Below are 24,058 nucleotides of genomic sequence, written 5' to 3'. Positions count from 1 at the left end.
ACGTCCGGTGGCAGTGCCCCGAAAGCTGCTCGTGGGGAGCCGCATGCCTTCGCGTCACCTGAGAGCGAGACGGCACATCCAGCCGACGTGACCGGGAAAAGCTCGGGCCGTTGGCATTTGGAGCGGCTACCGCCGGATCCTCGCTCCACGGAAACCAGCGCGGCGGTGGACGACGAAGAGCCGGTCGGTGAGGTGCATACCCCGCGCTGGTTGGACGAACCGCCACGCGGTCCGGGCTGGCGGGAACGTCTTTTCCCGGAACGTTTTCACGGTGCGCGAATCAACCCCGGCCGCCGGGGGGTGCTGACTCTGGCGATGGTCGGTGTGGCGGCCGTGATCGTCGCGATGGTGATGGTTTTTCAGGAGCGTCCGGTGGCGCACGCGGTGCCGCCGTTGCCTGCGGTACGCACCAGTGCGACTCCGCTTGGTACGCCCCCGGTTTCGGCGCAACCGGTTCCCGCCGCGACGGGAGCGCTGCCCGCACCCGAGGCCGCCGAGCTGGTCGTCAGTGTGGTCGGCCTGGTCCAGCGCGGTGGATTGGTGCGGCTGCCCGAGGGTGCTCGGGTGGCGGACGCGCTCGCCGCGGCGGGCGGCGCCCGCGACGGCGCGGATCTGACCGGTATCAACCTGGCCCAGCGCGTTCAGGACGGCGACCAGATCCTCGTCGGGGCCACCGCCCCGGCTCCTGGAACGCCGCTCCAGCCCGGCAGCACCACGATCACCGCGACCGGCGGGGCTGCCACCTCCCGTCCCAACGCCGGACCGACCGGCAAGGTCGACCTCAACAAAGCCACCGAAGCGGAGCTGGACGCCCTGCCCGGCATCGGGCCCGTCACCGCCGGTGCGATCACCGCTTGGCGCAAGGCGAACGGCCGCTTCACCGACCTCGAACAGCTCGGTGAGGTCGACGGCATCGGTCCGGCCCGCCTGGCTCGCCTGCGCGATCTGGTGACGGTATGACCTCCGCACTCGATTCGCGGGAGGCCGAACGCGTGAAGATCGTGGACGCCCGTCTGCTTCCCGCCGCACTGTGCTGCTGGGCAGTGACGATCGTCGTGCTGGTCTCGGGCTGGTTGGTCGGTATCGCGGTGGCTCTCGGATCGGCCGTGGCAGCAGCCGGGTTGGCGGCGATGTCGCTGGCCTGGCGTTCGGAGCATTTCGTGCGACGGGTCCTGGCGGTAATGCTTCTCGCCGCCGTGTTGCTCGGAGTCGGAGCCACCGTCGTGGCGGGTGTTGGGGCCGCGATGGCAGTCGCGGTGAGTGTCGCGGTCGTGTCGGTTGCGGCGGCGGCATCGACGGGAAGGCGGCGCGAGAGTTCCACGGTGCATCGGGCGGTGGCCTTGACGTTGCTGGCTGCTGTACTTCTCGGCACGGGTTTCGCGGTGGCGGCGGCGTGGCGGGAATATCGCGTCGCGACGCATCCGATGCGTGCGGCGTACGGCCTTTCGATGCGAATCGTCGCCACGCCGACCGATGATCCGAAACCGTTGCCGAGCAGTTCCTTCGGTGGGGAGCGGCGCTGGGTCGTCCGGGCCGCGCTGCGGGAGTATCACCGCGCCGATGCGACGGTGCGTTCCGGCGGCCGGGTGGTCGTCTTCGCCTCGGGGCCGGAGTGGGCCGACCTGTTGCCCGGACAGCCGGTCGAATTCCGGGCGCAGCCGCAGCCGCCGCAGAACCGTGATCTGACGGTCGCCGCCCTGCACGCGCTCGGGCCTCCCAAGCCTGTCGCACCACCGCCGTGGTGGCAGCGAGCGGCCGCGTCGGTGCGTCACGACTTCGCGGACGCGGCCACCGCCGCGCTGTCCCCGGATGCCGCCGGGCTGATTCCCGCGTTGGTATTGGGTGATACTTCGGGCCTACCCGAACCGGTGCGTGAGGACTTCAAAACCGCTGGACTACAGCACCTTTGCGTGGTGAGCGGAGCGAACTTCACGATTCTTCTCGCGGTCGTGTTGTTCGTCGTGCGCACACTCACGTTGGGTCCGCGCGCGGCGGCGGCGACCGCAGTGGGCGCGATACTCATGTTCGTGGTCGTCGCTCGGCCGGACCCGAGTGTTCTGCGCGCGGCCGCGATGGGCGCGGTCACACTGCTCGCGCTGGTCACGGGCCGTCGCAAACAGGCACTTCCCGCCTTGTGCGTAGCGGTGATCGGTTTGCTGTCGATCTGGCCGGAACTCGCGGTGAACGCCGGATTCGCGCTGTCGGTGCTCGCGACGGCCGGGCTGATCCTGCTCGCGCCGAGCTGGGCCGATTGGCTGCGGGACCGCGGCTGGTGGCGGCTGCCCGCCGAGCTGGTCGCTGTCTCGGCAGCCGCCTTCACGGTCACCGTGCCGATCATGGTCGCCCTGACCGGCCGCGTCAGCGTCGTCGCGATCCTGGCGAATGTGCTTGTCGCACCGGTGATCGCGCCGCTCACCGTAGTCGGCGCTCTCGGTGCCGCCTGCGCCTCGGTGTGGCCACCGCTCGCCGAACTGGTCCTGCGTTGTGCGGGCCCGCCGCTGTGGTGGTTGCTCACCGTCGCCGAGCACACCGCCGCACTACCGGGGGCGACGCTCACCGTGCCCGGCGGGTTGATCGGCGGTCTGACCGCCGCCGCGTTCGTCATCGTCGCGGTGTGTGCGCTGCGCAGCGCTCTGGTGCGCCGAATCACGGTCGTCATCGTGCTGTCCTCGACGGCCGTCCTGCTGCCCGTCCGGCTCTGGAATCCGGGCTGGCCCCCGTCCGATTGGGTTCTCGCGGCTTGCGACATCGGCCAAGGCGACGGCTTGGCCCTCTCCGTAGGCCACGGAACGGCCATCGTCATCGACGTCGGACCCGACCCGCGCACCATGCGCACCTGCCTGGACCGCCTCCGCATCCGCCACATCGCCCTCCTCGCCCTCACTCACCCCCACGCCGACCACATCGGCGGCCTGACCGGCGCGATCCACGGCCGCACCGTCGCCGCGATCGCCATCGCGCCCGGCGAACTCGACGGACACGAAAGGTCCTCACGAACCGCCGCCGACAGCAAAAGTGCTGAGCACCAGGCGACCCGGAGCGTGCAGTCGAAATCGGGGGAGGTCGACCTACCCGACGCCCAGCGCCTCGATGTGGACAGCCCCGGGGCCGATCGCCTCGGAGAAGCCGCGACCAACCTCGATGCAGACGGCAACGCCGCTCCGAGCCAGCACCCACGCGCCCCCGACGACCGCACGCCCATCACCGCGCCCGCGCAGATCGCCGAGATCGCGACCGCGGCAAAGATCCCGGTACTCGAACTGTCAGCCGGTCATGTAATGCGGTTCGGCGCAGTCGAATTGACCGTCCTGTCACCGATCGCCACCCAACCCCGCCCACGACACCCCACCGCCGAACCGAACGACCGCTCCCTCGTCCTCACCGCCGCCACCCCGGCCGGTCGAATTCTGCTCACCGGCGACATCGAATCCCCAGCCCAACTCCGCCTACTCCGCAACCCCACCCCCTTGCGCGCCGACATCCTCAAGGTCCCCCACCACGGATCCCAAACCACGACAGCAGAATTCCTCACCGCCGTCCACCCCCGCCTGGCCATCATCAGCTCCGGCACGAACAACACCTTCGGCCACCCCCACCCCAAAATCCTCACCGCCCTCCACTCCCTCGGCACCACCATCGCCCGCACCGACCAACACGGCGACATCCTCATCGCCGGCACCCCACCCCACCTGCGCATCCACACCCGCAATCCGGGTTGATACCGAATCACCGACGACGGCTGTATTCGACTAGCGCACTCGGTCGGTCGATTCCTCTCGGGACCCCCTGGCTAGCGTGGCGCAGCGGTAGGCATCGGATTTGCCTCGACTCGATTGGGTCCCGTAGAACTCCCTGGCCCACTTGTAATCTGCGCCCTGCCAAGGAATCAGGAGGTCCGGTGGCGTCGGCTGGTCCCAGGAGAGCGGACATTGCTCGATTTCGCGAGTACCGCGAGTACGAGGCTCGCAAGATCGATGCGAACAATGCCATGATGGCGCTGCTGGCCGGCGCCCAGCTGGCCGCGCATCTCTTGAAGCTGACCGAGGGCTCGGATCATCTACTGCCGCAGGTATTCCCGGGCGTCGAGCACATCAAGCGTTTCAACCTGAGAACCGCGCAGGCCACCGAGATCCTCCTCGCTGCCGATCCACACTTGGGAATGATGGGCGTGCCCTACGTTCTCGCCCTGCACGAAGACTATTTACGGACGTGTGTACGGCTGCTCGCCGGGGAAGGGTTGTGCCGGGCGAAAGAGGCGAAGGCCAACCTCGTGGAGCTGCACGGAATCATCGAAAAGACCACGGGCTACAAGTATTCAGCCGACCTCATCGCCTACATCGACACACTACGGCTGATGCGCAACTGCGTCATCCACAACGGTGGGCTGCTGAGCCAACCCCTGTATGACCAGCTGAAGTCCTGGACGCCCGCGCAGGAGCTGGGCTGGGAAGCGGTCGCCGTTCGAAACCCGCGGCACCTCCGCCTAGGCGACCGTCTCCTGCTCGGTCACGGCGAGATGCTCGCGGCGTTGGCTTTCACCAAACGGCTCGACCGCGAGACCAATCTCGGCTTGCAGGTAGCGCTGCCGCGCAGTTGCTGGGCGAAACTGGTAGTCGACGAGGTTGCGGATCAGCATCCGTCGTTGGTCAAGGATCGGAACCAAGCCTTGCGGAAGGCGCGGGGAGTGGCCCGACATCACTACGGGGTGCTGAAACTGACCGACGCAGAACTCCAGTCGGAAATCAGCCTGCGATAGAAATGGCGGGCACACCTGTGAAGATGCCCGCCATTTCGGATGTAACAAAGCGGGGCTCTACTGCTTGAGCTATCGGTTTGGCGAGCCAAACCGATCGGGATGTCAACCCCGAATCTCCACGCTTCTGTGGAACGCCCGGTTGCGAACCGGTAGGACCAAGTCCCGCTCCTGTCGAAAACGGTATCAGATGAGCACGTCGGCGGGGGGTGTCGGTGGGGGGACGTAGGATCGGGCGCGTGAGTGAACGGTCTGCGGCGGTGCATCTGGTCCTCGGGGAGGAAGAGCTGTTGATCGAGCGCGCGGTGGCGGGGATTACCGCGCAGGTCAGGGTGGGGGCGCCGGATCCGGAGGCGGTGCCGGTCGATCGGCTGCGGGCGGGGGACGCGAGTACCGCGGAGTTGGCGGAGTTGTTGAGTCCGTCGCTGTTCGCGGAGGACCGGGTGATCGTTCTGGAGTCGGCGGCGGAGGCGGGGAAGGACGCCGTCGCGGTGATCACGGAGGCGGCGGCGGATCCGCCCGACGGTGTGGTGCTGGTGGTGCTGCACTCGGGTGGCGGACGGGCCAAGGCGCTGGCGCCCGCGCTGCAGAAGGCCGGGGCGACGGTGCACAACTGCGCGAAGCTGACCAAGGCCGCCGAGCGGGTGGAGTTCGTGCGCGGTGAGTTCCGTGCCGCGGGGGTGCGGGTCGCGGGGGACGTAGTGCAGGTGGTGTTGGAGGCGGTCGGCTCGGACCTGCGCGAATTGGCCGCCGCCTGTTCGCAATTGGCGGCCGACACCGGCGGCAAGATCGATGTCGCCGCGGTGCGGCAGTACTACTCGGGCAAGGCGGAGGTGTCGGGATTCGACGTGGCGGAGCTCGCCGTCGCCGGCGACCGGCCCGGCGCGATGGAGGCGCTGCGGTGGGCTAACGACCGCGGTGTTCCGCACGTGTTGCTCGCCGACGCGCTCGCCGATTCGGTGCACACCATCGCGCGGGTCGGCTCGGCGGGGCGCGGCGACCCGTTCAAGCTCGCCCAGCAGTTGGGCATGCCGCCATGGAAGGTGAAGAAGGCGCAGGCCCAAGCGCGCGGCTGGACCCCGGCCACCATCGGCTCGGCCATGCAGGTGGTCGCGACCTTGAACGCCGACGTGAAGGGCGGCGCGGCGGACTCCAGCTACGCCTTGGAACACGCTCTCACGAGCATTCTCGACCTGCACGGCGCGGGCTGATCGGGGATAGCCGCGCAATCGGCGAATACCTAGTTACCCGATCCGTGTCAAACTGGATTGGGTGGACGAGCCAACAGCGCGAGTTCCCGGCGTCGACGCTTCCGGACGACGTCGTGCGATCGGCGGCGCGCACCGGCTGCCGACCCCCCGCCGCGACGTCGTCCGCACCGTGGCGAAGGCGGTCGCGGGCGGACTGTCGGCACTCGTCCTCGCGGGCACCGCGGCGGGCTGGACCACCGAGAACGGCTTCGACGACGGTTTCGGCCGCTCCCATGCGCTGGACGACGCGCCGCGATCGCTGGACGGCGCGATGAACATTTTGCTGATCGGCCTCGACACCCGAAAAGACCAGAACGGCAACGACCTCCCGCGAGAAATACTCGATCAGCTGCACGCGGGAGACGGCGATCAGGGCGGTTACAACGCCAACACGCTGATCCTGGTGCACATCCCCGCCGACCTGAAGAAGATCACCGCGGTCTCCATCCCGCGCGACAACTACGTGGCCGTCTCGGGCATCCCTGGCTACACCCACATGAAGATCAAGGAGGCGTACGGCCTGAAGAAAGCCGTGGTGCAGGAGCGGCTCGAGGCCCAGGGCGTGACCGATCGCGCGAAGCTGGAACGCGTGGGCCGGGAGGCGGGCCGCGCCGCCATCGTGCAGGCTGTGCGCAATCTGACCGGCGTTCCGATCGACCGGTTCGCCGAGATCACCCTCGCCGGTTTCTACGATCTGGCCAAGGCGCTGAACGGCGTCGAGGTGTGCCTGCGCAAGCCGGTCCAAGACGTCGAGTACTCCGGCGCCGATTTCCCCGCCGGTCGCCAGCGCTTGGATCCGGCCCAGTCGCTGGCCTTCGTTCGTCAGCGTCACGGCCTGGAGAACGGCGATCTGGACCGCACCCATCGGCAGCAGGCCTTCCTCACTTCGGTCGCCAAGGAGCTGCGCAACGCGGGTACGTTCACCGACGTCGGCAAGCTCTCGGCCTTGATGGACGTCGCGCACCGCAACATCGTGCTCTCCGACGGCTGGAACCTCGTCGACTTCCTGCGCACCGTCGGCTCCGCAGCCAGCCCCACCGTCGAGTTCCGCACCCTGCCGGTGCTGCGCTACGACGTGATCAACGAGCAGGACGTGAACATCATCGACCCGGCCGCCATCCGCCGCGAGGTGCGCCGCGCCTTCGGCGAGCCCGAGCCGACCGCGTCGCAGAGCCCGTCCAGCACGATCGACGTATTCGACGCCGGAAGCGAAGAGGGTTACACCGCAAAGGTTTCCACCGCCCTGGCGAGCCGCGGCTACCGCAAGGGGACGGTCGGCTACGCCGCGTCCTCGGACGGCTGGGCCTCGGCGGTGTACTACGGCCCGGGCGACGAGACCGAAGCCGCCCGGCTCGCCGACACTCTCGGTCTCCCCGCCCTCGAGTCCGTGACCGTGCCCGAGGGCCGCATCAGGGTCGTCCTCGGCTCGGACTTCACCATGCCCCCGGCCCTGACCGGCGCCTCGACCACCGGCACGGCCACGCCGACCACCCGACTCACGCCAACCACTCAGGCGCCGACCTCGACACCGGACGTCGGCAAACCAGTGGACGCCACCATCACCGGCAGCGACATCCCTTGCGTGAACTAGTGCCGCGTCCACAAAGGTTGGACACGCGATCCGACCGAAGGTCACCGTCGGTCGGCCCACCGCGATCAAGGTCACCCTCGATCGGTTCCCCGGGCACGTAGGTCGGGTGAACGAAGGTCACCTCTGGCGGTATGAAGGTGGTCTTCGGTCGGTTACCGCATCGACCGTTCTTGGCGCGGTACTGGTCATCGAGGCGGGCGGTCGGAAGGTATCGCGGTGCCAAGGGAAAACTCAGACCCGCGCCTCGATCTTCAGATCGCCGAAGGTGACGCTCCTGGTCAGCGGCCGGGCCAGGAACTCGTGCGGAAACCCGAGATCGATGGACGTGGCGCGCTCCAAGCGGTCGATCTGATCCGCGTCGAACTCGATGTCGAGCGCGCCGAGGTTGTCCTCCAGTTGCGCCGCCGTGCGGGCGCCGATGATCGGCGAGGTGACGCCGGGGTTGTGCAGGGTCCAGGCGATGGCGACCTGGGACGGCGTCCTTCCGAGCTGCGCCGCGACCTCTTTCACCACGTCGGCGATGACGAGACCGCGCTCGGTGAGCGCCCCGCTGGCGGCGGCCACGTTCTTGCGGGTGCCCGCGGCGGACGCCTCGGTCCGCATGCCGAGATCGGCGCGCCCGTACTTGCCGGTGAGCACGCCGCTGCCGAGCGGCGACCAGGGGATGACGCCGAGACCCAGCTCCCGCGCCATCGGGACGAGATCGCGTTCCACGGTCCGCTCGATGAGGCTGTACTCGATCTGCAACGCGATCAGCGGCGACCAGCCGCGCAGGTCGGCGATGGTCTGCATGCGGGAGATCTGCCAGGCGGGCGCGTCGGAGATGCCGACGTAGAGCACCTTGCCGGAGCGGACCAGGTCGTCCATGCCGCGCAGGATCTCCTCGACCGGGGTCAGGAAATCCCAGGCGTGCAGGTAGAGCAGGTCGATGTAATCGGTGTTCAGCCGCCGCAAACTGGCCTCCACCGAGGCGAACATGCTCTTGCGGTGGTTGCCGCCGGAGTTGGGATCGCCCGGCCTGCGCAGCATGGTGTACTTCGTGGCGAGCACCAGGCTCTCACGGTTGTCCGCGGTGAACTCGCCGAGCAACCGTTCGGAGGTGCCGTCGGTGTACTGGCTGGCGGTGTCGATGAAGTTGCCGCCGCGGTCGACGTAGGTGTCGAAGATCTTGCGGGCCTCGTCGCGGTCCGCGCCCCATCCCCAGTCGGCGCCGAAGGTCATGGTGCCCAGCGAGAGCGGGGACACCCGCAGGCCCGAGCGGCCGAGCAGGCGGTAGGTGTCGAGGGTCCGTGTTCCGGACATGGTCGCTCCTGTCGTGATGTTTCGTCGTCGTTCGAAACACAGTCTGGAGCGGGGCGAATGCGGCGGTAAGGGAAGGAATTTCCTGGGAAAGCCAGTCCCACCCTGGCCGTACCATCGAAGACGATGACCCGCACCGTGAACGCGACCCAGGAACTGGCGGCCTTCCTACGCGCCCGCCGCGCGCGCTTGCACCCCGACGACGTCGGCCTGCCGGTCCGTCGGCAAGTTCGCCGCACGCCGGGTCTGCGCCGCGAGGAGGTGGCCGAGCTGGCCGGGGTCAGCACCGACTACATCGTCCGGCTGGAGCAGGGCCGCGGACTCCGCCCCTCCGCCGAGGTCGTCGAGGCACTGGCGCGGGCGCTGCGATTGGACGCCGACGAACGCGCCTATCTGTTCGACCTGGCCAGACAGCGGATGCCTGGCAACGGCACACCGGCCACCGCCCCCGATCCGGCACTGCTCATGCTGGTCGAGCACCTGTCGCCGCTGCCCGCCATGCTGGTCGACCACCGCTACGACATTCTGGCGTGGAATCGCGAAATGGCCTGTCTGATCACAGATTTCGAGGCGCTACCGGAACGGCGGCGCAATTCGATGTGGTTGTGCCTGCTCGATCCGGCGCTGCGCGAGTTGTACGCCGAGCGCGAGCGCATCATTCGGGAGGGCGTCGCGGACCTGCGCGCGGCATGGGCGGCGCATCCGGACGATCGGCGACTGGCCGAGCTGATCGACGAGTTCGCGGCGTACAGCGAGGAGTTCGCGCGGGCATGGGACCGGCACGACGTGAAGGTGCAGGGGCGCGGGAACAAGCCGCTGTGCCATCCCGAGGTCGGGCCGCTGGTCGTCACCTACGAGGTGCTGATGCCCGTGCAGGATCCCGACCAGCGGATCATCATCTATCGGGCCGCCGACGCCGACTCGCAGGTGGCGCTGGACCGCCTGACGGCCGGAGTCGCGGCAAGGAAGCCGAGCGCGGCGGAACTGAGCCCGCCGAGCTGAGCTGTCTGTAGAACCGAGACCTGAGGAGCTGAGCAGCCAGTCGCTCAGTCCGCCGAGCTGAGCAGCAGCTCGTCGTCGTCCTCGTCCGACTCCTCGAATCGGCCTTCCCATTCGTCGTACACGGGCACTTCGTCTTCCCGGGTCACGATCCACTCCAGCGAGTAACCACCGTCGTCGTCGGGGACCATGACGTTCTCGATCTTCAGGCCGAGCCCGAGCACCTCGGCGGCGCGGATGACCTCCGGCAGGTCCTCGCCTCTGACCACGGTCTGATTCGCGTACACGGTTACCATGCGCGGAATCGTAGCCCCCGACACCGACATCTCGGCTACGGTCCGGTGAACTCGTCGACGAAGCTCGGATTCGAAGCGGACACGACAAAAGCCGCCGTGGTCATCGAGGCCGCGGCGGCTGGCGTCAGAAGAATTCGATCCCGGATGCCGGGACCGGCGAATCAGCCGAGCTTGTTGTAGGCCAGCGCGAGCGCCGACTTCTTGTTGGCGGCCTGGTTGGCGTGGATGACGCCCTTCGAAGCGGCCTTGTCCAGCTTGCGGCTGGCGAACTGGAGACGCGCGCCGGCCTGCTCCTTGTCGCCGGCGGCAGCGGCTTCCCGGAAGCTGCGGATCGCGGTGCGCAGCGCGGACTTGACCGACTGGTTGCGCTTGCGCGCCGCCTCGTTGGTACGGATCCGCTTCATCTGGGACTTGATGTTGGCCACGCCTGTTTCCTCGTGTTCCTGTCGCTGGTGGTATGTACTGAGAAGTCTTGCGCGTGCGACACACCCGGTGTGAACGGGTATCGCGACGCCGAAGATCGAGGGTACCAGCCGCCGCGCGGCACACGAAATCGCCGCGTCGGGTCGGTCGACCGGTACCGAGCGCGATGCGGGCCTCGGGACGAGTCGGCGACAATGGGCGAGCAACCTCGGGGCATCCCCTCCCACCTGCGCGACCGGAAGCATCCGGTCGCGGCTGCGAAGTCGTTGTAGAGATCACCCGTCTGGCGTAGCGTCCCCACTGCAAGCACCGCTTGATCTTGAATGGTCGGAGTTCGCGGCAATACCTCGTCTACCGGTAGCAATGGCTCGAGATGGCGGAAGGTGTGTCTGTATGTCTCCCACGGCGCAGGAAGTCGTCGAAGAACTGGCCGAGGACAGGCCGATTCCCGACGTGAAGAAATGGGCGGCCGAGGCGCTCGGCACGTTCGTTCTGGTGATGGGCGGTGTCGGCACCGCGGTGCTGGCCGGTGAGCGGGTCGGCGCGCTCGGGGTGGCGCTCGCCTTCGGTCTCACGCTGATGTTCCTGGTCTACGCGATCGGGCCGATCTCGGGCTGCCATGTCAACCCGGCGGTCACCCTGGGCCAGCTCATCATGGGCAGGCTGACCCCGATCAACGCGGGCGGCTACGTGATCGCGCAGCTGGTCGGCGCGTTCATCTCCGGGCTCGTGCTGTTCGCGATCGCGAAGAATCTGCCCTCCTACGACCGCAAGGTAGACGGCCTCGGCGCCAACGGCTGGGGCGCGCACAGCCCGTCGGCCAAGACCGGGCCGCTGGGCCAGGTCGTCGTGCAGAACGGCTACGGCATGGCCGCGATGATCATCATCGAGGTGATGTTGACCGCACTGCTGGTCTTCGTGGTGCTCGCCTCCACCGACCAGATCTCCGACGTCCCGCTGGCCGGTCTGTCCATCGGCGTCACTCTCGCGGTGATCCACCTGATCTCCATCCCGGTCGACAACACCTCGGTGAACCCCGCGCGCAGCCTCGGCGTCGCGTTCTATCAGGAGGGCGCCGCCGGGCAGGTGTGGGCGTTCATCGTCTTCCCGCTGATCGGCGGCGTGCTCGGCGCGCTGGTCTACGGCCTGCTGTACGGCCGGAGCCGGGAAATGATCAGCTGACGCCTCGTAGACATCTTCCGACCGAAGGTGACCGCGAGCCCGCTATATCGACTGGACGTCACCTTCGTTCGGGAAATGCCTGCCGACCGAAGCCGGCCTTCGGTCGGGTCGGGCGGCTGACGGTCCCTTCGGTCGGCAGCCGACCGGCTCGCGCGCTAGCTCCAGTGGTACTCGACGACGAGCCGGTGGGCGACCAGATCGAAGGTCTTGCGGGCGAGAATGGCGCCCTCACGGCGAATGCCCGCCTCGGGAACGTCGAGCACCCGGTCCAGGCGCACCCAGCTCGGCCGGCCGTCGTGATCCCAGCTCCCGCTGCCTATGCCGAGCCAGTTGCGGTCGTGTGCGCGTTCGGGATTCGACGAGAGCATCAGGCCCAGCAGCGTGCGGCGATCGCGGCCGACCACGAGCACCGGGCGGTCCTTGCCGTTGCCCGGGTCCTCCTCGTAGGGCACCCAGGTCCAGACGATCTCGCCGGGATCGGCACGTCCGTCCAGGTGCGGGCAGTAGACGATCTGCCTGGCCCGCTGCGCGGTGGGCACCGGCGTCGACGCGGCGGGACGCACGGACACGCCTCCGTTGCGGCGCTGCGCGAGCGGGCCGACCAGTCGATCCACCAGTCGAGGTCCCTGCTGGCGGACGATCTTGGGACCCTGCTCCTTCGCGATCAGGCTCAACTGCTTGCCGAGAGAGTTCCAACTTCGGGCCATCGTTGGAGGATAACGGTGTGGTGACGACTTCTCATCCGGCACGCAATCGACTTGGCACAGCTGAGGATTTGCGGTAGGGATCGCGGGCGCTCGGACGACTAGAGGCAGCGGGAGACAGTCACGGGAAAACCGCGCGCGGCGGTGCGAACCGGGACGGCGCGTCGCCGGGGACGGACCAGTGGACCGCGTCCGCCCGCACCCATGGGACGATAGAGGGCAGTTTGCCGATACCCAGCTGAGGAGTGGAGTGCCCGCCAGCTTCGCCGACAAGACGTTCACCGATCCGTCGCGGATCCGGAACTTCTGCATCATCGCGCACATCGACCACGGCAAGTCGACGCTGGCCGACCGGATGCTGCAGCTCACCGGTGTGGTCGAGGAGCGGGCGATGCGCGCCCAGTACCTGGACCGGATGGACATCGAGCGCGAACGCGGCATCACCATCAAGGCGCAGAACGTGCGGCTGCCGTGGCAGGTGGACGACACCGAGTACGTGCTGCACCTCATCGACACCCCGGGCCACGTCGACTTCACCTACGAGGTGTCGCGCGCCTTGGAGGCCTGTGAGGGCGCGATCCTGCTGGTCGACGCCGCGCAGGGTATCGAAGCGCAGACCCTGGCCAACTTGTACCTGGCCATGGAGCGGGATCTGACCATCATCCCGGTGCTGAACAAGATCGACCTACCGGCCGCCGATCCGGATCGCTACGCCGCCGAGCTCGCCCACATCGTGGGCTGTGAGCCGGAGGACGTGCTGCGCGTCTCGGGCAAGACCGGAGTGGGCGTGCCGGAGCTGCTCGACAAGGTGATCGAGCAGGTCCCGCCCCCGGTAGGCCAGGCCGACGCGCCCGCGCGCGCCCTGATCTTCGACTCGGTCTACGACACCTATCGCGGCGTGGTCACCTATGTGCGTGTGGTCGACGGCAAGCTGACCCCGCGCCAGAAGATCAAGATGATGTCCACCGGCGCCACCCACGAGCTGCTGGAGATCGGCATCGTCTCGCCCGAGCCCAAGCCGACCCAAGGCCTCGGCGTCGGTGAGGTGGGTTATCTGATCACCGGCGTGAAGGACGTGCGTCAGTCCAAGGTCGGTGACACTGTCACCACCGCGCGCGAGGGCGCGACCGAGGCGCTGACCGGTTACCGCGAACCGCGGCCGATGGTCTACTCCGGTCTGTACCCCGTCGACGGTTCGGACTACCCGGATCTGCGTGACGCTCTGGACAAGCTGCAGCTCAACGACGCCGCGCTGACCTACGTCCCGGAGACCTCGGTGGCGCTGGGCTTCGGCTTCCGCTGCGGCTTCCTGGGGCTGCTGCACATGGAGATCACCCGCGAGCGCCTGCAGCGGGAGTTCGGTCTGGACCTGATCTCCACCGCGCCCAACGTGATCTACCGCGTGGTCATGGAGGACGGGCGCGAGCACATCGTGACCAACCCCTCGTACTGGCCGGAAGGCAAGGTGCGCCAGGCCTTCGAGCCGGTCACCAAGTGCACCGTGATCGCGCCGAGCGAGTTCATCGGCACCATCATGGAACTGTGCCAGTCGCGGCGTGGTGAGCTGCTCGGCATGGACTACCTGTCCGAGACCCGCGTCGAGATGCGCTACATGCTGCCGATGGCGGAGATCATCTTCGACTTCTTCGACTCGCTGAAGTCGCGCACCCGCGGCTACGCCAGCCTCGATTACGAAGAGGCGGGCGAGCAGGAGGCCGCGCTGGTAAAGGTGGACATCCTGCTGCAGGGTGAGGCCGTGGACGCGTTCAGTGCCATCGTGCACAAGGACGCGGCCCAGGCCTACGGCAACAAGATGACCACCAAGCTGCGCGAACTGATCCCACGACAGCAGTTCGAGGTGCCCATCCAGGCCGCGATCGGCTCGAAGATCATTGCCCGCGAGAACATCCGCGCCATCCGCAAGGACGTGCTCGCCAAGTGCTACGGCGGTGACATCAGCCGTAAGCGCAAGCTGCTGGAGAAGCAGAAGGAGGGCAAGAAGCGCATGAAGACCATCGGTCGCGTGGACGTCCCCCAGGAAGCCTTCGTCGCGGCCCTCTCCTCGGATGCTCAGTCGGACAAGCCGAAAGAGAAGAAGTAGCAGCGTTTTCGGGCGCGGACTGAGTGGTCGTCCAGTCCGCTATGCCCGTGAAAAGGGGGCTTCCGTTCGGGTTGGCAGGATGGCAAGGTTGTTGTGCTCGTCACCGTCATACGCTCCGCTGTCCTGGAGAATGTGACAACTGGGTTTTCCGGAAATATCCTCGAGTGATCTTCACTCGGTCTTCCCGGTGTGGTGAGGATTGCTGGAAACCCGAGATGTGGAGCTTGCATGACGCGTGACCTGCCTTTCGACGACGACACCGAGATCGCCGAGCCCGAGGGGGACACCGCCTACCGTGTGGCGACCGGCGTCGCGCGCGTCGCGCGGGCCGGAGCGTATGTGACCGGTGGCGCGCTGATCGCCTCCAACGGCGGCGGAGTTCCGGCCCAACCGGATGGCCAGCGTCTGGACAGCTGGAACGCGGGCTGGGCGCAGACCACCGATCCGGAACCCGATCTGCCGAGCCCGGTGGTCACCTTTCCGGATCCGGACCCCGATGCCATGCCGCCCGCGCAGCCGTTCACCGCGGGTCCGCCCAACGCCGTGACCGCGCCGCAGCCGTCCGTGCCCGAGTTCCGCCTCGAGCCCGCGCCACGGCCGTCCGAGGACTACTGGACCAACAACCGCCCCGGCGAAACGGAGACCGAGTCGCCGTACGAGTGGTGGGACAGCCAGGGCACCCCGAGCCCCGGCTTCGCCCCGACGCCGGGATTCTCCGAGACTCCGGAGTACGGGCAGCCCAACCTGAGTCCGAGCGCGCCCGCCGAGTCCGCGCCCGGTTCGGCGTCGCCGTACGAATGGTGGGAGCAACAAGGCTTCGGCCTACCCGGTCACGGGCTCGGCCCGGCCGGACACGGTTTCAATATGCCGGGTAGCGACGGCTTCCTCGCGCCGGGTTCCAATCCGTTCACGATGCCGAAGGTGCCCGCCGCCATGGAGGCGAGCGAGAGCGCGTCCGCCGGTGACAGCACCCTGTCCGCCGGCGACCCGTTCCGGCCTGGCGACATGTTCGACGGGGTTGGGGCCGCGCCGGGGGACGTCGGCGTGTACCTGGGTGTCGATGCGGGTGTGGAGATCTGGTCCCACTTGGACATCGATTTCGGCATCACCCCCGAAGGCGTGTACCTGACGACCGATTTGGGGATCGAGGCGTCCGCTGGACTCACCGTGAAGACGGCGGCGGGCACCAACATCGGCGACCAGCTCGACGACTTCTCGGACTGGCTGGAGGGCTCGCGCCCGGAGAGCGGCGCCGCCCGCGGTGCGGACCAGCAGCAGCCCGGCGCGACCGCCGGTGGCACCGGTTTCGCGAGCGGTCTCTCGACGCCCGCCACACCCGCACCCGCACCCGCGCCGGTCGCGCACGCGGCGCCCGCGCTCGCGGCACCGCAGCCGGTCGCTCCCGCGGTGGCCGCCGCTCCCGTCGCGCCCGTGGCTCATGCCGCGGCGCCCGCGCCTGTGGCGCCCGCGGTGGCCGCGCCGGTGGCCGTCGCCGCGCCCGCCGCTGTCGCCGCTCCGGTGGCGGCCACTCCGCTGCAGACCACCATCCAGCCGGAGGCCGCGACGACGCCCATCGCCAACGTCTTCGGCACGCCCGCGGGTCCGTCCCCGCTGACCGCACCCGCGGCCGCGGTGCCCGCGCTGTTCGATCAGCACGTGCGGCCGACCACCAGCCCGTCGCCGGTGACCGACATCCCGATGCCGACCGACACCTACCCCGGGACCACCGCGCCGACCACGATCACCAATTCGGTGCCGACGCCCGGCGTCCCGACACCCACCAAGCCGGACACCGGCACGGTGCCGACCCTGGAACCGGGCGTCACCAAGGTGCCGGGCGTGACCGTCCTGCCCACGCCGGGCACCGGCTCCGACGTGACCAAGCTGCCCGGCGTCACGGTGACCCCGAAGCCGTCCACCCCGGACCTCGACGTCACCACCCCGGGTAGCGGCACCGGAACCACCGGCGGCAGCACCGGAACGACTGGCGGCAGCACCGGAACCACCGGCGGCAGCACGGGGACAACGGGCGGCAACACCGGTGGCGGCACCGGCACCGGCGGCACGACCAACCCGGGCACGACCTACCCGACCGGCGGCCAGGGGACCCCCGACGTCCCCACGGTCTCGGTGCCTTCGCAGCCCCCGACGTACGACGCGCCGACGCAGGCGCCTACCGTTCCTTCTGTCGATGTCGACGCGCCGTCGGTCGTCGTGCCGACGCCGGTCACGCCGGTCAAGCCGCCGGTCCTGGTCGATCCGCCGAAGACGCGCCCGATCAGCGACGAGCTCGACCACGCGAGCTACCACCAGGTGGTCGCGCAGATGCCGATCGAGCACGGCGGACTGGGGGCGGGACTGCTGCCGGGGACCGCCCTGGCCGAGACGCACCACCCGATCGCGGGCCCGGACGTGACGCTGGTCTGAACCGGATCAGCGGTCCGGGAGCACGCACGCCGCATTCGTCGAGCGCGAGAACTAGAACGAGGAGTTAGGAGGAGGCTTGTCTGCCGCAGCCGGGCTGGAGTCCGCGACGGTGAAACACCCGGACGCGATGGCGCCGCTCATCCGGATACTGGACGAACTGCGGGAGATGGCTCGCTCCGCGGGCCGCGACGACCTCGGCGGTCGGCTGAGCATGGTTCGCGCCAGAATAGGCGACCCTCGGGTCCGTCTCGTCGTCGTCGGCGATCCGAAGAACGGCATGAGCACGCTGGTCAACAGCCTGGTCGGGGCACAGGTGAGCGCCACGGAGACCGCGCTGAGCGCACCGGTGATCGTGGAGTACGGCCCCGAGCCGACCGCCACGCTGGTCAGGACGACCGGGACGGGCCGCACCGAGCGCCAGCCGGTGGACCCGCTGAATCCCGGACCCGCGCTCGCCGCGCACGGTGTGATCCGCGCCGAGTTCACCGAGCCGAGTTCGCTGCTCGCCGACGGCATCGTCCTGATGGACGCGCCGGGCTCCGGCGACGAGCACACCCGCTGGTCGATGATCGCGGCCGCCGACGCGGTGCTCTACGTCGCCGAGGCGTCCGCCGAGCTGAGCCCGGCGCAGCTGGAGTATCTGCAACGGGTGCAGCAGCTCTGTCCGACGGTCATCTGCGTGCTCAACAAGATCGACGTGCACCCGCAGTGGTCGCACGTGCAGCAGCGCAACCGCGATCTGCTCGACGCGGCCGGTCTCGGCTTCGCGGTGGCGCCGGTGTCCGCGCTGCTGCACCGCCAAGCGGGCAACTACCAGCGCGATATCGAGTCCGGTGTGCCGCAGCTGGTCGACCACCTACGCGACTACGTGGTGGCGCGCGCCGACGCGGTGGCCCGCGACGCGGCGCTGCGCGACATCCGGCTGGTGGCCGACCATCTCGCGGTCACCCTGTACACCGAGGCCGAGGCGCTGCGCGATCCGCGTCGCCGCGCGCAGATCACCGAGCAGCTGATCGCGGCCCGCGACGAGGCCGACCAGCTGCGCCAGCGCACCGCCAACTGGCAGGTCGCCCTGGCCGACGGCGCCACCGAGCTGATGGCCGATATCGAGCACGACCTGCGCCACCGGCTGCGCAGCCTGGTGCGCGACGCCGAGGCCGAGATCACGCAGACCGATCCGGCGCGCGGCTGGAAGGACTTCGGCGCCGACCTCGACGCGCGCATCTGCGAGGCCGTCGAGGAGAACTTCGTCATGGCGCACTACCGGTCGGTGGAGCTGTGCGAGCAGGTGGCCGCGAAGTTCCCCGCCGACAACCGCACCCCGCCGCTACCGGACCTACGCCTGACCAACCCGGGCGAGGTGCTGGAGGCGGTGGCTCCGCTGGAGTCGCTGGACAGCGCGAAAGCCGGTGTGACCGAACAGGTTCTGTCCGGTCTGCGCGGTTCCTACGGCGGTATCCTGATGGTCGGTCTCGCCACCAGCCTGCTCGGCATGTCGCTGGTGAACTGGTACTCGGCGGGCGCGGGCGTGCTGCTCGGCGTCAACGCGATCTGGGACGACCGCAAGAACCGCAAGCTGCGCCGCCGCGCCGAGGCCAAGGTCGCCGTGGCCAGGCTGATGGACGACGTGATCTTCCAGGTGAGCAAGGAATCGCGAAACCGGTTGCGCGCCATGCAGCGAACGCTGCGCGACCACTTCACCGACATCGCCACCGACACGCTGCGAACGGCCGACGAGGCGCTGCGCGTCGCGGAGGACGCCTACGGCAAGTACGGCGATCGTCGCGAGGACCGGATCGCCGAACTCGACAGCAACCTCGGCAAGCTGCGGGCCGTCCGCGATCGCGCCGACACTCTCGCCGCCTGAGCCGCACTGCCGGGGGAAATGGCCCCGGCCGGAGGCGGTGGTCCGCCTACACGGGACTGATCGGCGGGGAGTGCGCGGGCTGGAACTGCCCGGCCGCGCGCTGGTCCTCGGCCCTGATCACGTGGGTGACCGCGTTGATCAGCGCCAGGTGGGTGAATGCCTGCGGGTAGTTGCCCAGGTGCCGTCCGCTGCGCGGGTCGATCTCCTCGGCGTAGAGCCGCAGCGGACTGGCGAAGCCGAGCAGGCGCTCGCACAGGTGCCTGGCCCGCTGTAGTTCTCCGATCTCGACCAGCGCGGAGACCAGCCAGAACGAGCAGATGGTGAAGGTGCCCTCCTCGCCGCTGAGACCGTCGTCGGTGGTCTCGGTGCGATAGCGCAGCACCAAGCCGTTCTCAGTGAGGTGGTCGGCGATGGCCAGCACCGTGGCGCGCACGCGGTGGTCGTCGGGCGGCAGGAAACGGGTCAGCACCACGAGCAGCAGCGAGGCGTCCAGCGTGTCCCCGCCGTAGGTCTGGGTGAAGACGCCGTCGCTGGTCACGCCGTTGGCGAGCACGTCGTCCCGGATCTCCTCGGCGATCGTGTACCACTCGTTGGCGCGCTCGAACTGGCCGTGCAGCTCGGCGAGTTTGCCGCCGCGGTCCAGCGCCACCCAGCACATCACCTTCGAGGAGGTGAAGTGCTGCGGTTCGCCGCGCACCTCCCAGATGCCGCGGTCCGGCTCGCGCCAGTGCGCGATCGCGGCGTTCACCTGCCGCTCGAGCAGCGGCCACAGCGTCTCGGGCACCTGCTGGCGCGACTTCACGTGCAAGTACACCGCGTCCAGCATGGTGCCCCAGATGTCGTGCTGGTTCTGGTTGTACGCGCCGTTGCCGATGCGCACGGGCTGGGCGCCCTCGTAGCCCTTCAGGTGGGCCAGTTCGCTCTCGACGAGCTCGCGTTCCCCGCCGATGCCGTAGAGCACTTGCAGCGGAACGGGTTCACCGTTCGAACCGGTCGTCGCGTCGTTGAGGAAGCAGAAGAAGTCGTCGGCCTCGCGGTCGAGCCCGAGCGTGTACAGGCCCCACAGCGCGAAGCTGGAGTCGCGGACCCAGCTGAAGCGGTAGTCCCAATTGCGTTCGCCGCCCGGGGTTTCCGGCAACGAGGTGGTGGCCGCCGCCATCAGCGCGCCGGTCGGGGCGTAGGTCAGGCCCTTGAGCGTCAACGCGCTGCGCTGTAAGTAGTTGCGCCACGGATGATCCGGGAATTTTCCGAGCGTGATCCACTGCCGCCAGCACTCGGTGGTCATCCACATCTTCTCGGCCGCTTCTTCGAATGTCTTGGGGGCGGGCAGCTCCGCCCAGGTGAGCGCGACGTAGATCTGGTCGCCCTCGCGCATCCTGGTGCGGGCCCGCGCCTCGCGTCCCTCCAGACCGAGGCGCAGGTCGGTGGTGAGCACTAGGTTGGGGCCGGCGCTGGAATCGACGCCCCGGACCGCGGTGGCTTCTTCGTAGACCTTGCCGGTGTACTCCCAGCGCGCGGTGGCGCGGTGGTAGTCGAAGGACGGTTCGCAGCTCATCTCCAGCTCGACCGTGCCGTTCACGCACTTCACCGTGCGCAGCAGCATGTGCTCGGCGTCCCAGTCCATCGGCGTGCGGCGGTGCGTCTTGCTGCGCTGCACGTTGTTGTGCCACGGCCCCAGCACCAGCGCGTCGCGCACGATGAGCCAGCCGGTGTCGGTCTGCCAGGTGGTCTCCAGGATCATGCCGCCCGGCAGGTAGCGGCGCGCGGCGGGCACGTTCACGCCGTACGGGCCGATCCGGAAGTGCCCGGCGCTGCGATCCAGCATCGCGCCGAAGACGCTGGGGGAGTCGGGGCGCGGCACGCACATCCACTCGACCGCGCCGTTGCTCGCGACCAGGCAGTTGGTCTCGCAGTCGGAGAGGAAGGCGTAGTCATCGATGGGCGGATGGGCGCCGCGATGCCTGGACTGGGTGAGCGCGCTGAGCACAGGCAGGTCGTCGGGCTCTTCGACGGTCAGATCATCCGTTGACGCCATACCCCATGATGTGTGCCACCCCCGCCCGCCGTCCACCGAATGCGCCGGTCGGTTGCCCGGCTCGGGCCAGTAGGCTGGTATTCGTGCATCGCGTTGCAGGTTGGTGGGACGGTTTCGAGCTGTGGGTCGCGGGATTGCCGTTCATCCCGCAGTTCCTCGTGGTCCTCGTCGGCATGGTCCCGGTGAGCTTCGGCATCGCGTACCTGCTCGATCGCGCGCTGCGCGCCGCGCTTCAGGCGCTCGGGCGCGACAACCGGGTCGCCGACGCCGCGGTGCTCGCCGAGCCCGCCCCGGTCCTGGTCGAGGAGCCGGTCGTCGACCGCAGGCCCGTGCAGAGCGGAGCGCGTTGATGCCGCGCTCCCGGGTCCAACTGGCCCTGCTCGCCCTGCTCGTGCTCGTCGTCGTCGCCTGGTTCTTCACCCGCTGACACTTCCGAGGTCTTTCGACACCTCGCAGACCGTCCGGGCGTACCGCATGCGCGGACTACGTCCGGCTATGTCGTCCAGATCTGCGAGGCGTGCGAAAGGCCCCGGCGCTCAGTTCTGCCCGTCGCCGTTGCGCCAGTCGGCCAGCCGCTTGCCGATCTTGGACACGGTCTCGCCGACCTCTTGCCCGACCGTGCCGACCGCCGCGCCCACATCGCGGCCGAGGTTGCGCACCGTGCGGACGAGCGCATCCTCGGACTGGTCGAAGTTCTGCCGGTAGGTGCGCGCCGCCTCCTTGATCTCCGCGCTGATGCTGGCGTTCTTGTCGTGCTCGCGGCGCGGGTAGTCGCCCGCCAGCACGCGGTTGTACTCGCCGCTCTGGATCCAGCGGCGCAGTTCGGCGGCGCGCAGCACCGAGAACGGATGCGACTGGAGTTCCAGGTTCAGCAGCTTGAGCACGCCGTCGCGCAGGTCGCCGGAACGCTCGTAGTCGTCGGCCTGGGCCAGGAACGCGCCGTGGTTCATCTCCCGCACCCACGCGCCGCCCGCGGTCTTCATGTGCACTCGCACCGACGCCTCGACGTCCTGACCGCACAGCAGTCCCGCTCGATCGCCGGACAGCTCCGACTTGCGGCTCCATTCCATCAGCGCGGCCACGATGGCGCGCAGCGCCCAGCCGCCGACCGGCATCCAGCCGACGCTGGCGGTGAGGCGCAGCAGGTGCATGAGCATGGTGCGGTACACCGCGTGCCCGGACAGCGCGTGCCCGAGTTCGTGGCCGACCACGAAGCGCAGCTCCTCGGTGTCCATGAGGTCGATGAGCGCGGTGGTCAACACGATGAACGGCCGGTCCATGCCGATGGTGAAGGCGTTCACGTGCGGGCTCTGCAGCACGAACATCTCCGGCGTGGTGCGCGCGTCCAGGATCTCCACGCAGTCGGCGCGCAGGTCGTGCAGCGTGCGGAACTGGCGCTCGTCGACCCGCACCGCGGTGGCCAGGTAGAGCAACCGGTGCTGGCGTTCTTGGAGCAAACCGGACAGGGTCCGCAAGACGGTGTCGAATCCCGCGAGCGAGCGCAGCGCCACCAGGGCGGTGCGGTCGGCGGGATGTTCCCACGCGCGGGTGCTGATGCCGGGCAGCCGCGTGCGGACCCGATCCGGACTGATCGTCATGGGATGAAACCCCCCTCTGTTCAGGAATTCTACGATTCGAACTCGTGCGCTGAGCTCTGCTACAGTCTGCCCGTGTCTTCGAGTGCCGTCCCGCAGGTCCGCCATGAATTGGCGTTGATCGCTGTCGGCAATCTCGCGGTCGCGGACATTCTCTGTCGTTGATCGGTGACCGGGCACGTCCGCGCGTCCCTGCCCCGTAGACTGGCGTGCAATTTTTCGCAGACGTCCCCGACCCCCGCGTCGGCCGTTTCCGGCCGGTAGTCGCGCCACTGCCGCGTTCATCGGCGGCAGGTCTACCACGATCGACACGAAATCTCAGCCCCCGCGGTTCTTTTCGATCCGTGTGGTGGTCCGCAGGAAAGGTCCCACCCCGATGTCTCGCAACACTTGGCTCTCCTCGCGCCGACGCTATGCCGCCGCCGCGCTGACCGCGGTAGCGGCGGTCGTGCTCACCGCCTGCGGCGGCGGAGCCAGCGACACCGTGGGCGGGGGTGGGGCCGACGGCAGCGGCGGCACCCTGAACCTGTACGCCTACGCCGTCCCCAAGCCCGGATTCGACAAGGTCGTGCCCGAGTTCAACAAGACCGAGGCGGGCAAGGGCGTGCAGATTCAGCCGTCCTACGGCGCCTCGGGCGACCAGTCGCGCAAGGTCAAGGACGGCGCCGAGGCCGACGTCGTGAACTTCTCGGTGGAGCCGGACATCACCCGTCTCGTCGACGCGGGTCTGGTCGACGCCAACTGGAATGCCGACGCCAACAAGGGAATTCCGTTCGGCTCCGTGGTCGCGATCGTGGTGCGCCCCGGCAACCCGAAGGGCATCAAGGACTGGGACGACCTGCTGAAGCCGGGCGTCGAGGTGGTCACCCCCAACCCGTTCAGCTCCGGCTCCGCCAAGTGGAACCTGCTCGCGCCCTACGCGGCCAAGTCCGACGGCGGCAAGAACCCGCAGGCAGGTCTGGACTATCTGAGCCAGCTGGTTTCCCCCGAGCACATCAAGGTGCAGCCCAAGTCGGGCCGGGAAGCCACCGAGACCTTCCTGCAGGGCACCGGTGACGTGCTGCTGAGCTACGAGAACGAGGCCCTCTTCTCCGAGCGCAAGGGCGACCCGATCGAGCACGTCATCCCGCCGACCACGTTCAAGATCGAGAACCCGGTCGCGGTGCTGAAGACCAGCAAGAACCCGGAGAAGGCCGTCGCCTTCCGCGACTTCCTGTTCACCCCCGCCGGTCAGCGCGCCTGGGCCGAGGCCGGTTTCCGCCCGGTCGACCCCGCGGTCGCCAGTGAGTTCGCCAAGGACTTCCCGACCCCGCAGAAGCTGTGGACGATCGACGACCTCGGCGGCTGGAAGACCGTGGACAAGGAACTGTTCGCCCCCGACACCGGCAAGGTCGCGGTCATCTACGACAACGCCACCAAGTAGCTGGGTGACCCACAGCACACGGGATACTGGACGATTGTGACTGACAGCAGTACCGCCGGGACCGAGGCCGCCCCCGGTCCAGGCGTAACCAAAGAACCGGCACGTCCCAGGCG

At 68.7% G+C, this 24,058-nt stretch carries 19 protein-coding genes; 13 read left to right on the top strand and 6 right to left on the bottom strand.

The window, feature by feature from the left end; all coding sequences use genetic code 11:
• The first annotated feature begins 87 nt into the window (after positions 1-87).
• From ABZV58_RS15565 to ABZV58_RS15545, 5 genes are all read left to right on the top strand, one after another.
• Positions 88-960 carry a ComEA family DNA-binding protein gene (locus tag ABZV58_RS15565; protein ID WP_355000797.1) on the top strand — a complete coding sequence of 291 codons (873 nt, stop codon included), beginning with the start codon at positions 88-90 and terminating at the stop codon, positions 958-960.
• Positions 957-3,719, top strand: a complete 2,763-nt coding sequence (locus tag ABZV58_RS15560; RefSeq protein ID WP_355000796.1) for a ComEC/Rec2 family competence protein — start codon at positions 957-959, stop codon at positions 3,717-3,719. The genes ABZV58_RS15565 and ABZV58_RS15560 overlap by 4 nt, the downstream gene beginning before the upstream one ends.
• A gap of 179 nt (positions 3,720-3,898) precedes the next feature.
• Positions 3,899-4,756, top strand: coding sequence for a hypothetical protein (locus ABZV58_RS15555; RefSeq protein ID WP_355000795.1), 858 nt, complete (start codon positions 3,899-3,901; stop codon positions 4,754-4,756).
• A gap of 236 nt (positions 4,757-4,992) precedes the next feature.
• A complete protein-coding gene (holA, locus tag ABZV58_RS15550) occupies positions 4,993-5,964 on the top strand; it encodes a DNA polymerase III subunit delta (protein ID WP_355000794.1) in 972 nt (323 codons plus the stop codon).
• A gap of 118 nt (positions 5,965-6,082) precedes the next feature.
• Positions 6,083-7,594 (top strand): LCP family protein, encoded by a 1,512-nt coding sequence (locus ABZV58_RS15545; RefSeq protein WP_355001150.1) that lies wholly within the window; start codon positions 6,083-6,085, stop codon positions 7,592-7,594.
• Positions 7,595-7,825: 231 nt separating this feature from the next.
• On the opposite strand, the gene ABZV58_RS15540 is transcribed toward ABZV58_RS15545, so the two are convergent.
• Entirely contained in the window at positions 7,826-8,896 is a 1,071-nt protein-coding gene (locus ABZV58_RS15540) for an aldo/keto reductase (protein WP_355000793.1), read from the bottom strand.
• A 123-nt stretch (positions 8,897-9,019) separates the two neighbouring features.
• Here ABZV58_RS15540 and ABZV58_RS15535 point away from each other — a divergent pair, with 123 nt between their 5' ends.
• Positions 9,020-9,895 (top strand): helix-turn-helix transcriptional regulator, encoded by an 876-nt coding sequence (locus ABZV58_RS15535; protein ID WP_355000792.1) that lies wholly within the window; start codon positions 9,020-9,022, stop codon positions 9,893-9,895.
• Between the two features lie 44 nt (positions 9,896-9,939).
• Here the strand turns inward: ABZV58_RS15535 and ABZV58_RS15530 are convergent, their stop codons facing one another.
• Together ABZV58_RS15530 and rpsT are read right to left on the bottom strand one after the other, a co-directional pair.
• Positions 9,940-10,188 (bottom strand): hypothetical protein, encoded by a 249-nt coding sequence (locus tag ABZV58_RS15530; RefSeq protein WP_245668855.1) that lies wholly within the window; start codon positions 10,186-10,188, stop codon positions 9,940-9,942.
• A 161-nt stretch (positions 10,189-10,349) separates the two neighbouring features.
• On the bottom strand, positions 10,350-10,613 hold the full coding sequence (gene rpsT, locus ABZV58_RS15525; RefSeq protein ID WP_355000791.1) for a 30S ribosomal protein S20: 264 nt from the start codon (positions 10,611-10,613) through the stop codon (positions 10,350-10,352).
• A 391-nt stretch (positions 10,614-11,004) separates the two neighbouring features.
• On the opposite strand from rpsT, the gene ABZV58_RS15520 reads away from it, so the two are divergent.
• Entirely contained in the window at positions 11,005-11,793 is a 789-nt protein-coding gene (locus ABZV58_RS15520) for an aquaporin (RefSeq protein ID WP_355000790.1), read from the top strand.
• Positions 11,794-11,948: 155 nt separating this feature from the next.
• On the opposite strand, the gene ABZV58_RS15515 is transcribed toward ABZV58_RS15520, so the two are convergent.
• Entirely contained in the window at positions 11,949-12,500 is a 552-nt protein-coding gene (locus ABZV58_RS15515; protein ID WP_355000789.1) for a type II toxin-antitoxin system PemK/MazF family toxin, read from the bottom strand.
• A gap of 247 nt (positions 12,501-12,747) precedes the next feature.
• Between ABZV58_RS15515 and lepA the strand changes: the two genes are divergently transcribed.
• From lepA to ABZV58_RS15500, 3 genes are all read left to right on the top strand, one after another.
• Positions 12,748-14,598, top strand: a complete 1,851-nt coding sequence (lepA, locus tag ABZV58_RS15510) for a translation elongation factor 4 (protein ID WP_355000788.1) — start codon at positions 12,748-12,750, stop codon at positions 14,596-14,598.
• Between the two features lie 228 nt (positions 14,599-14,826).
• Positions 14,827-17,025, top strand: coding sequence for a hypothetical protein (locus ABZV58_RS15505; protein WP_355000787.1), 2,199 nt, complete (start codon positions 14,827-14,829; stop codon positions 17,023-17,025).
• 76 nt (positions 17,026-17,101) lie between these two features.
• Positions 17,102-18,892: a dynamin family protein gene (locus ABZV58_RS15500; RefSeq protein ID WP_355000786.1), complete on the top strand. Its 1,791-nt coding sequence runs from the start codon at positions 17,102-17,104 to the stop codon at positions 18,890-18,892.
• A 46-nt stretch (positions 18,893-18,938) separates the two neighbouring features.
• On the opposite strand, the gene ABZV58_RS15495 is transcribed toward ABZV58_RS15500, so the two are convergent.
• Entirely contained in the window at positions 18,939-20,927 is a 1,989-nt protein-coding gene (locus tag ABZV58_RS15495) for a glycoside hydrolase family 15 protein (protein WP_355000785.1), read from the bottom strand.
• An 83-nt stretch (positions 20,928-21,010) separates the two neighbouring features.
• Between ABZV58_RS15495 and ABZV58_RS15490 the strand changes: the two genes are divergently transcribed.
• A complete protein-coding gene (locus ABZV58_RS15490) occupies positions 21,011-21,277 on the top strand; it encodes a hypothetical protein (protein WP_355000784.1) in 267 nt (88 codons plus the stop codon).
• Positions 21,278-21,463: 186 nt separating this feature from the next.
• Here ABZV58_RS15490 and ABZV58_RS15485 read toward each other — a convergent pair whose 3' ends face one another.
• Positions 21,464-22,525: a M48 family metallopeptidase gene (locus ABZV58_RS15485; protein ID WP_355000783.1), complete on the bottom strand. Its 1,062-nt coding sequence runs from the start codon at positions 22,523-22,525 to the stop codon at positions 21,464-21,466.
• Positions 22,526-22,597: 72 nt separating this feature from the next.
• On the opposite strand from ABZV58_RS15485, the gene ABZV58_RS15480 reads away from it, so the two are divergent.
• A complete protein-coding gene (locus ABZV58_RS15480; RefSeq protein ID WP_309546086.1) occupies positions 22,598-22,687 on the top strand; it encodes an Ms4533A family Cys-rich leader peptide in 90 nt (29 codons plus the stop codon).
• Between the two features lie 211 nt (positions 22,688-22,898).
• Complete coding sequence (locus ABZV58_RS15475) at positions 22,899-23,945, top strand: sulfate ABC transporter substrate-binding protein (protein WP_355000782.1); 1,047 nt, start codon at positions 22,899-22,901, stop codon at positions 23,943-23,945.
• The last annotated feature ends 113 nt before the right edge of the window (positions 23,946-24,058 follow it).

Source organism: Nocardia sp. NPDC004654 (assembly GCF_040609595.1).
GTDB lineage: Bacteria > Actinomycetota > Actinomycetes > Mycobacteriales > Mycobacteriaceae > Nocardia.
This window is presented reverse-complemented; position numbering and strand designations above follow the sequence as displayed.

Coding starts and splice junctions, on each gene's coding strand:
- ABZV58_RS15560 (WP_355000796.1), top strand. CDS start 957: ATGACCTCCGCACTCGATTCGCGGGAGGCCGAACGCGTGAAGATCGTG.
- ABZV58_RS15540 (WP_355000793.1), bottom strand. CDS start 8,896: ATGTCCGGAACACGGACCCTCGACACCTACCGCCTGCTCGGCCGCTCG.
- ABZV58_RS15535 (WP_355000792.1), top strand. CDS start 9,020: ATGACCCGCACCGTGAACGCGACCCAGGAACTGGCGGCCTTCCTACGC.
- ABZV58_RS15530 (WP_245668855.1), bottom strand. CDS start 10,188: ATGGTAACCGTGTACGCGAATCAGACCGTGGTCAGAGGCGAGGACCTG.
- ABZV58_RS15520 (WP_355000790.1), top strand. CDS start 11,005: ATGTCTCCCACGGCGCAGGAAGTCGTCGAAGAACTGGCCGAGGACAGG.
- ABZV58_RS15515 (WP_355000789.1), bottom strand. CDS start 12,500: ATGGCCCGAAGTTGGAACTCTCTCGGCAAGCAGTTGAGCCTGATCGCG.
- ABZV58_RS15505 (WP_355000787.1), top strand. CDS start 14,827: ATGACGCGTGACCTGCCTTTCGACGACGACACCGAGATCGCCGAGCCC.
- ABZV58_RS15495 (WP_355000785.1), bottom strand. CDS start 20,927: ATGGCGTCAACGGATGATCTGACCGTCGAAGAGCCCGACGACCTGCCT.
- ABZV58_RS15485 (WP_355000783.1), bottom strand. CDS start 22,525: ATGACGATCAGTCCGGATCGGGTCCGCACGCGGCTGCCCGGCATCAGC.
- ABZV58_RS15475 (WP_355000782.1), top strand. CDS start 22,899: ATGTCTCGCAACACTTGGCTCTCCTCGCGCCGACGCTATGCCGCCGCC.